This is a genomic window from Allosalinactinospora lopnorensis (assembly GCF_000981225.1).
GTDB classification, from domain to species: domain Bacteria; phylum Actinomycetota; class Actinomycetes; order Streptosporangiales; family Streptosporangiaceae; genus Allosalinactinospora; species Allosalinactinospora lopnorensis.
The window spans coordinates 1-6,874 of the sequence record NZ_LAJC01000132.1 but is presented as its reverse complement, the minus strand read 5'-3'; the positions used below and the strand labels follow the sequence as shown (position 1 = coordinate 6,874).

Genomic DNA, 6,874 nt, shown 5'->3' with positions numbered 1-6,874 from the left:
CAGGCCGTACCCCACACCGAGCGGACCAGCAGGCGCCGTCCGATCCGCCCCCCGGCCGGCCGCGGGGATCGCGGCGACGCGGGCCGCCCGTTCGCTCTTGGGCCGGCGCAGCGCCAGCACCCCCGCCAACAGGGCGAGCGCCGCGCCCACGCCGAGGACGGCATGGTAGGCGCCGTCGGGGGTGTAGTTCAGGATCACGGTCCCGGAGGTTCCGGCGGGCACCCGCCAGGCCTGTTTCCACCCGTCGAGACGGACGGGTTCCAGCGGCGTGTCCGAACCGCTGACGTTCGCGACCCAGCCGTCGTTGAAGTTCTCGTTGACGACGAGGAAGCTGTCCTCCTCGACATCGACGTCGAGCCGGCGCTCACTGGTCCCCCACCCGGCGACCGACGAGACATCGGCCATCCGGACCTCGTCGCGCTCCTTCGCACCGGAGGGCGCGATCTGCGCCGACCGGACCTGGTGGCGCTTGCCCGGCTCCACGGCGACCTGGTTGACGCCCTCCTCAAGCCCGACGTCGGTGCAGCTCTCATACCGCACCGGTTCGCCGGTGAGCTGCCCCTCAAGGCTGCCCCCGACGAGGCTCGTCTCGACGCGATCGCCGTTGACCCGCAGGACCGGGCCGAGCCCGCACGCGGTGCTGACGTCGCCGCCCTCGATCTCCTCCAGCGACCGCACACCCGGCAGCGAGATCTGGCTGACCTCCAGTGGTTGGCCTTCGGGCGGCTCGAAGGTGAGGGTGAGCTCGTCGGCCCGGACCGGCGCGAAGCCGACCTGGCCGTTACCGTCGAGCCAGCCTTCACGGACCGTGGAACCGGTCTCCACGATGACCTTCACGGGGCGCAGGACGCTGTCGGGGCGCGGAAGCTCCACGCCTATCCCGTCGATCTTGGTCCGATCGCCCAGGTCGACCTGCAGCGACGGGGTCTCCTCGCCGGGATCGGGATACCAGACGGTGGCCTCGTCGGCGTCGAAGGCGTTGCGCCCCATGGCCGCCGGGTGCTCCACGGAGGTGGAGGAGGAGGTGACCTTGGGGTAGCCCCCCTCGCGGTTGGCGGCGTTCTCCACGTCGGTGGGGTCGGTGACGACGACCTCGCCACTGATGGTGTGCCGGCCGGAGGCGGCCTCCTCCGAGAGCTCGAAGGTGCGGTCGAGGGTGTAGGCGTCCTCGCCCTGCACGGCGATGTCGGGGTTGCACACCCACATCTCCGAGCCCTCCATGCACCCGGGCATGCTGCCCGTTGACCCGGTGAGCAGCATGTTCCCCGCGTCGGGGATACCCGGAACGCGCAGGGTACGCGAGGCGTCCAGTCCCGGGAGGGTGATGCCGGTGATGCCCGCGCGGGTGCCGAACCGGTACTCCGGCTCCCAGGCGAGTTCGTCGATCCGGATCCGCAGCGCGGACGTCTCCCCCGAGGGTGCGGTGAGCTCCTGGGGCCGCTCGGTGGCGGTCACGGCGGCGGAGGTCCGGTCGTCGTCGGTGATGAGGCTGACCCTCGACGGCGGCGGTTCGCCCGGGAGCTGCTCGAAAGCGACCTCCAGGCCGCTGACCTCGCGAGGCTCGCTGAACTCGATCTCCAGCCATTCGCCGGTGGCGCCGCTGAACCCGCTGGAGCGCCACGAGGTGTCCGTGGAGCCGTCGAGCGCCGCGAAGGGCGCCCGCCCGGGGTCGCGGACGTCCGGGCTGGCGTTGGCACCGGACTCGGAGGAGGAGGCGGTGACCGACTCGATGCCCCGGTGCACCGCCACCGAGGTGTAGTCCTCCCAGGCCGGGTCCATGATGTCCGGAGCGGGGGCGTCGCGTTCCAGCTCCTCATCGGCGGTGAGCGTGTTGCTGATGTTGCGCCGCACATCGGAGTAGATGATCTCCTTGCGCCGCGAGATGTCGGTGACGACGGTGTCCTCGGCGGGGACGTTCTCGGCGCCCGGGTCGTCGCCGAGGAGGACCGGGCGGTCGTCGCGCAGCATGCCCTGTTCCGCCATGGACAGCAGGGCCTCCGGGCCGCCGGTGACCCGCATCGCCTCGTCGGCCGGGACGGTGCCGACGACGGGCGCGGCGCCGTCCACGCTGTAGATCTGCACGGCCTTGTAGGGCTGGTCGTAGTAGTCCGCCGCTCGTTGCACCTCGTTCGAACCCACCTCCGGCCCGAACGACGCCTCGTGGCTGATGCCCGGCGAGCCGGCGAGCGCCTGGTGCACCCGGGCCGGCCATCCGCCGTTGATCCCGGAACGCTGCAGGTCGTTGCGGACGATCAGGTGGGTCACCCCCATGCGGGCCAGTGTCGCGGTCAGTCCCGCGGACCCGCGGCCGGACGAGATGCGCTGGTCGATCTCCTGGGTCAGCCGCGAGACGCCGGCCGACCCCCACGGGATGATCTGCTGGTTGGTCCAGGCGCTGTCCATGAGGGGCTGCATGGGCTCGTCCATGGGGCGGCCCCATTGGTACTCGCCGCGCGCGGAGCCGGGAACGGCCATCGTCATGCCCTCGTGGGCGTTCTCGTCGATCCAGTCGGTGGCGTCGTGCCAGTAACCGGGGATCTGCTCGAAACCGCCGCGCGGGGCCACCCCCACCGTGGCGACCGGGGTGAGCGTCGCGAGGAACGCCACCGCGCTGGCCCCGGCGACGGCGCGGCGGACGAACGAGGGCGGCAGGGCGAGCGCGCGCACGAGGCCGGCGCGGCGATCGGCGTTGTCCAGCGCGACCACGACCGGAAGCTGGGCGAGGCCCAGCACGAGCGGCAGCCGGATGAGGGCGTCGAACTTGTGGATGTTGCGGAACGGGCTGAGCGCCCCGTCGAACACCGGCTGCATGAACGAGGCGAACGGGCCGACGAGGTCGCCCGTGTAGCCGGCCACCACGATGGCGGTCCCGGTGAGGAGGCAGAGGATCAGAAACATCCGCTCCGGCATGCGGCGGTTGATCAAACCGGCCATGCCGAGCCCTGCGACCAGGACGGTCATCACGATCAGCCACGGTGTTGTGGACAACTCGGCCCCGGCGGGCAGCGCCGCCTGCTGGGTGGGCACGTAGCCCATCCAGTTGGAGGTACCGCGCAGCGCGTTCGTGAGCGAGGTGACGCTCATGGTGGTCGCCGCGTCCTCGGTGAACGGCATGAACGAGAACACGTAGCGCCCCATGAGCAGCAATGGGGCCAGGTACCAGAAGGACACCAGGAAGACGGCCGCCAGCCACCAGGCGAGCAGCCGCCACTTGCGTGCCCCGTTCTCCCGGGTGAGCAGGTAGAGCAGCGGGACCACCAGGACCGCCAGCTCCGAGGCCGCGTTGGTGCCCCCGCAGAGGAGGAAGGCGAGGCCGGAGAGCATCGCCATGCGCATCGGGCTGCTGCCGTGCCGGGCACCGTAGACCAGCGGCAGCACGACCCACGGCAGCAGCAGCATTGGCTGCAGCTCGGCGGAGTTGTAGGAGAGCAGGGTGAGGACGCGGGGCGCGAGGGCGTAGGCCAGGCCCGCGACGATGCGGGTGTTCAGCGTGCCGACGCCGAGCGCGCCCGCCAGTTTCACCACCCCGAGGAAGGCCGCGCACAGCAGCACGGCCATCCAGAGGCGCTGCAGCATCCAAGGCGGCATGTCCAGGGCGGTGAAGAGCGCGTGGAAGGGGCCGTTCGGGAAGAAGTAGCCGTAGGCCTGGTTCTGCAGCTGCCCGAAGTAGGAGGGGTCCCACAGGTGGAGGGCGCGCTCCATGAACCCCAGGGGGTTGATCGTCAGGTCGAGCTTGGTGTCGCCGACGATCTTCGCCGGGTCCATACTGAGCGCGACGCCGGAGAGCAGCAGGCAGACGGCGAACAGTTTGAGCCGCCGAAGCAGGGCGGCGTCGATCCCGGTGCCCGCGCCCTTCCTACTGCCGCGACCGGTCCCGGGCAGGGTCACGGGCCCGCCTCAGGGGCGGCGTGCCCGCTCCCGTGCCCGGCGACCAGCCGCGTCATCGCGGTGCCGCTGCGTTCCCATGTGAACCGTGCCGCCCACTCGCGGCAGTTGCGGCGGATCTCCGCGGCCCGGAGGGGGGCGCTGAGCTCGATCAGCGCCTTCTCGACGACCTCGGTCAACTCCTCCCCCTCGCGCACCAGCCACCCGGTCTCGCCGTGCCGCACGGAATCGCGCAGGCCATCGACATCGTAGGCGACCGTGGGAACGCCCAGTCCGGCGGCCTCCACCACCGTGAGTCCCCACCCCTCGAACTCCGAAGCGGTGACGTGCAGCAGCGCCCCCGCGAGGACGGCGTTCTTCTGCTCCTCGGGGAGGAACCCGTGCAACCGCACCCGGTCGTGCAGTCCCTCGCGCTCGATGCGTTCGGTGAGGGTCTCGCTCTCGGGGCCGCGCCCGACGACGTGCAGCCGCAGTCCGGGGCGGCTCTCGCCGAGCTCGGCGACGATGTCCAGCACCCGCGACACCCGCTTCTGCACGACGAGCCGGCCGAGGCTGACGATCGCCGGAGAGCCCATCTCCTCCTCGGAGAGAGAGCGGTGCGGCGCGACCGGCTGGGTCGGAGGGCTGCCGTTGTGGATGACCGTGATCGGGGCGCGCCAGCGCAGCTTCTCGCGCATGGCGCGGCGGGAGGACTCCGAGACGGTGACCGTGGTGCAGGAGCGGTACACGCGGCTGGCGACGCTGCTCTCGATGAACCGGCCCAACCAGGCCATGGGACGGCTGAAGTAGGCGTTGAACTGCAGGTCGTGGACGTGGTGCACGATGCAGACCACGCGGGTGCGCCGCGGCAGCACCAGCCGTGTGAAGAACGGGATGCCGTTCATGCAGTCGAGCGCCACGTGGAACTCCCGCCGCCACAGCAGCAGCCAGAGCATGACCAGCGGGTAGACCGTGAACTTGCCGCCCATGCGGCGGATGACGATGCCTTCACTCGTCTCCACGCGCGCCTGATCGGGCTCGCGACTGGTCAGGAAGGTGACGCAGGCTCCCCTTCCGGCCAGGTGCCGGCCCATGCGCCAGGCGTACTCCTCGGCCCCGCCGGCCACGGACTGCCAGGGGTCGCGCCAGTTCACCAGCACCACGCGCGTGCCGTCGAGGCGGGGCTCGCGCTCCTCGGCGTCCCCGCTCCGCGCGGCGGCCGAGGCACCGGGCTCCGGGGAGGACACCGCTACGGGTTCGGGGGGCATCGTCACCGGGGGCCCGTAGGTGGTGTCGTAGACAAGGGGTGTCTGCTGGAAGACCACATGCTCTCCTGTTTCCGCCCGCTCACCCCGGCGAGCACTCGCTCACCGGCCGCTTCGGCAAAGCCACCCGGGGTGGGGATGTTCGGGGCCGGACGGGATGGAGCACGGCGGGTACGCGCGGGCGGCCTGGTGCGAAGGCCGCGAGCAGGATGTGCGGCATCGCCGTCCCGGCCGCCGTGGCCACCATGGCCGATGATGGTCGGCCCCGCCGTGTCGCGGCGAGGCCGGCCGCGGCGTCCTAGCGGTCGCCGTAGTTGTAGAGAGGCTCGTTCACCGGTTCCGCCGAGGATGAGGCGTTCGTGGCGACGGTCGTACCCGCGAGGGCCAGGCCGCCCGCCAGAGCCGCGCCGATGACGCAGGCGGCGATAACTTTGATCACGTGGAGCTCTCCTTCCGCGATACCGCCCCAGCGCTCCGGGCCGGACGCATCGGAACGAGACTAGAACTTGCTACAGCTATAGCCCAGATGACTGCCCCAACTGTAGCTAACCAGCCGGTAACTTCCAAGCCCGAAATACCGTCATTTACCGCTTCGACATGGGGATCGGGCAGTTCGAGGAGCAGCAGGCCGGCGCCGTCATGGACAGGCTCGACGCCGTCCAGGTCAGACCAGAACATGTTCTCGCCCGGTGTACCGGCGGAGTCGGGATCCGCAGCGTCGGCCGCGGCCTCGCGCTCGATGAGCACGTACCGCACCCCCAGCTCGCCGAGACGCGCGGGAACGCCGGGGTCGGCCTCGTAAGGCCGGGAGGAATCGAGCAGCGGCGCGACCTGCCGTGCGAGCGGATCCTCTCCCTCGACAATGCGGACACGGCCGTCCGAACCGACCCGTAAGTCATCGTTCCATACAACACGGCGGTCGAACAGCTTCGTGGCGGGATCGAGTACTACGACGGTACGCGCGTCCGGTCGCCAGTCAAATCCCCGGTAGGCGCTCCACGGCAGCGACAGCACCGCTCCGGGGCGCGGATCATCCGCCACGAGGTGCTGCACCCGGCTCCATTCCTCCGGGTACTCGACCGGGACCAGCCGCCCGGCCGCGCCCCACACGAGCCCCGGCAGCAGCACCAGCGGGGCGAGGAGCAGCAGGACCGCGGCCACCGGGCCCGCGGCACCCGCCGGGGTCGCGCGCGGGCCCCTCGTCCACAGGGCGGAGGATCCGGATGGTGGGACGGACCCTCCTTCGGCTCTGCTGGAATCAGGGGGTCCCCCGAAGACCCCCTCGCCGTGCCGGCTCTGGTCGCGCCGGCCGCTGTCCGTCGCCCCCCACAGCCACAGCGCCACCCCGCCGAGCCCGACCGCTTGGAGCAGGGACAGCGGGGCCACGTAGAGGTGCCCGTCGCGCAACGGGCCGAATCCCGGCCAGCCCCCGATGAGGGCCCGAAGCAGCTCCCGACCGGGCTCGACCGTACCCAGCAGCGCGATCGCGAACCCGGCGGCGGCCGCCACCGTGAGCCCCGCGCCGAAGGCCATCCGATACCGCCGCAGCAGCCACACCCAGCCTGCCAGCGCGGCGAGCGCGAGCACCAGCCGGCACGCGGCCAGGAACGGCTGCTCGTACCCGGCCGGCACGGCGTGGGCGTTCCAGATCCCCCCGAGCGTGAACAGCGACCCCGCGGTCCCGAACGGAGTGTCGGCGCGCGCCGCGAACAGGTCCACCGCGGCCGGGTCCGTCCGCGCCCGGC

General features: G+C 71.5%; 3 protein-coding genes and 1 pseudogene. All 4 read right to left on the bottom strand.

Going from position 1 to position 6,874, the window contains the following annotated elements; genetic code table 11:
- A partial coding sequence (locus VS93_RS25600) for an alpha-(1->3)-arabinofuranosyltransferase (protein ID WP_394298850.1) occupies positions 1 to 3,888 on the bottom strand: 3,888 nt, incomplete at its 3' end.
- Positions 3,885 to 5,189 (bottom strand): glycosyltransferase family 4 protein, encoded by a 1,305-nt coding sequence (locus tag VS93_RS25595; protein WP_046472415.1) that lies wholly within the window; start codon positions 5,187 to 5,189, stop codon positions 3,885 to 3,887. The genes VS93_RS25600 and VS93_RS25595, both read right to left, overlap by 4 nt.
- A 238-nt stretch (positions 5,190 to 5,427) precedes the next feature.
- Positions 5,428 to 5,568: a hypothetical protein gene (locus VS93_RS30155; RefSeq protein WP_173434369.1), complete on the bottom strand. Its 141-nt coding sequence runs from the start codon at positions 5,566 to 5,568 to the stop codon at positions 5,428 to 5,430.
- Positions 5,565 to 6,874 (bottom strand): annotated as a pseudogene (locus VS93_RS30760) (hypothetical protein); the annotation flags it as partial. The gene VS93_RS30155 and the pseudogene VS93_RS30760, both read right to left, overlap by 4 nt.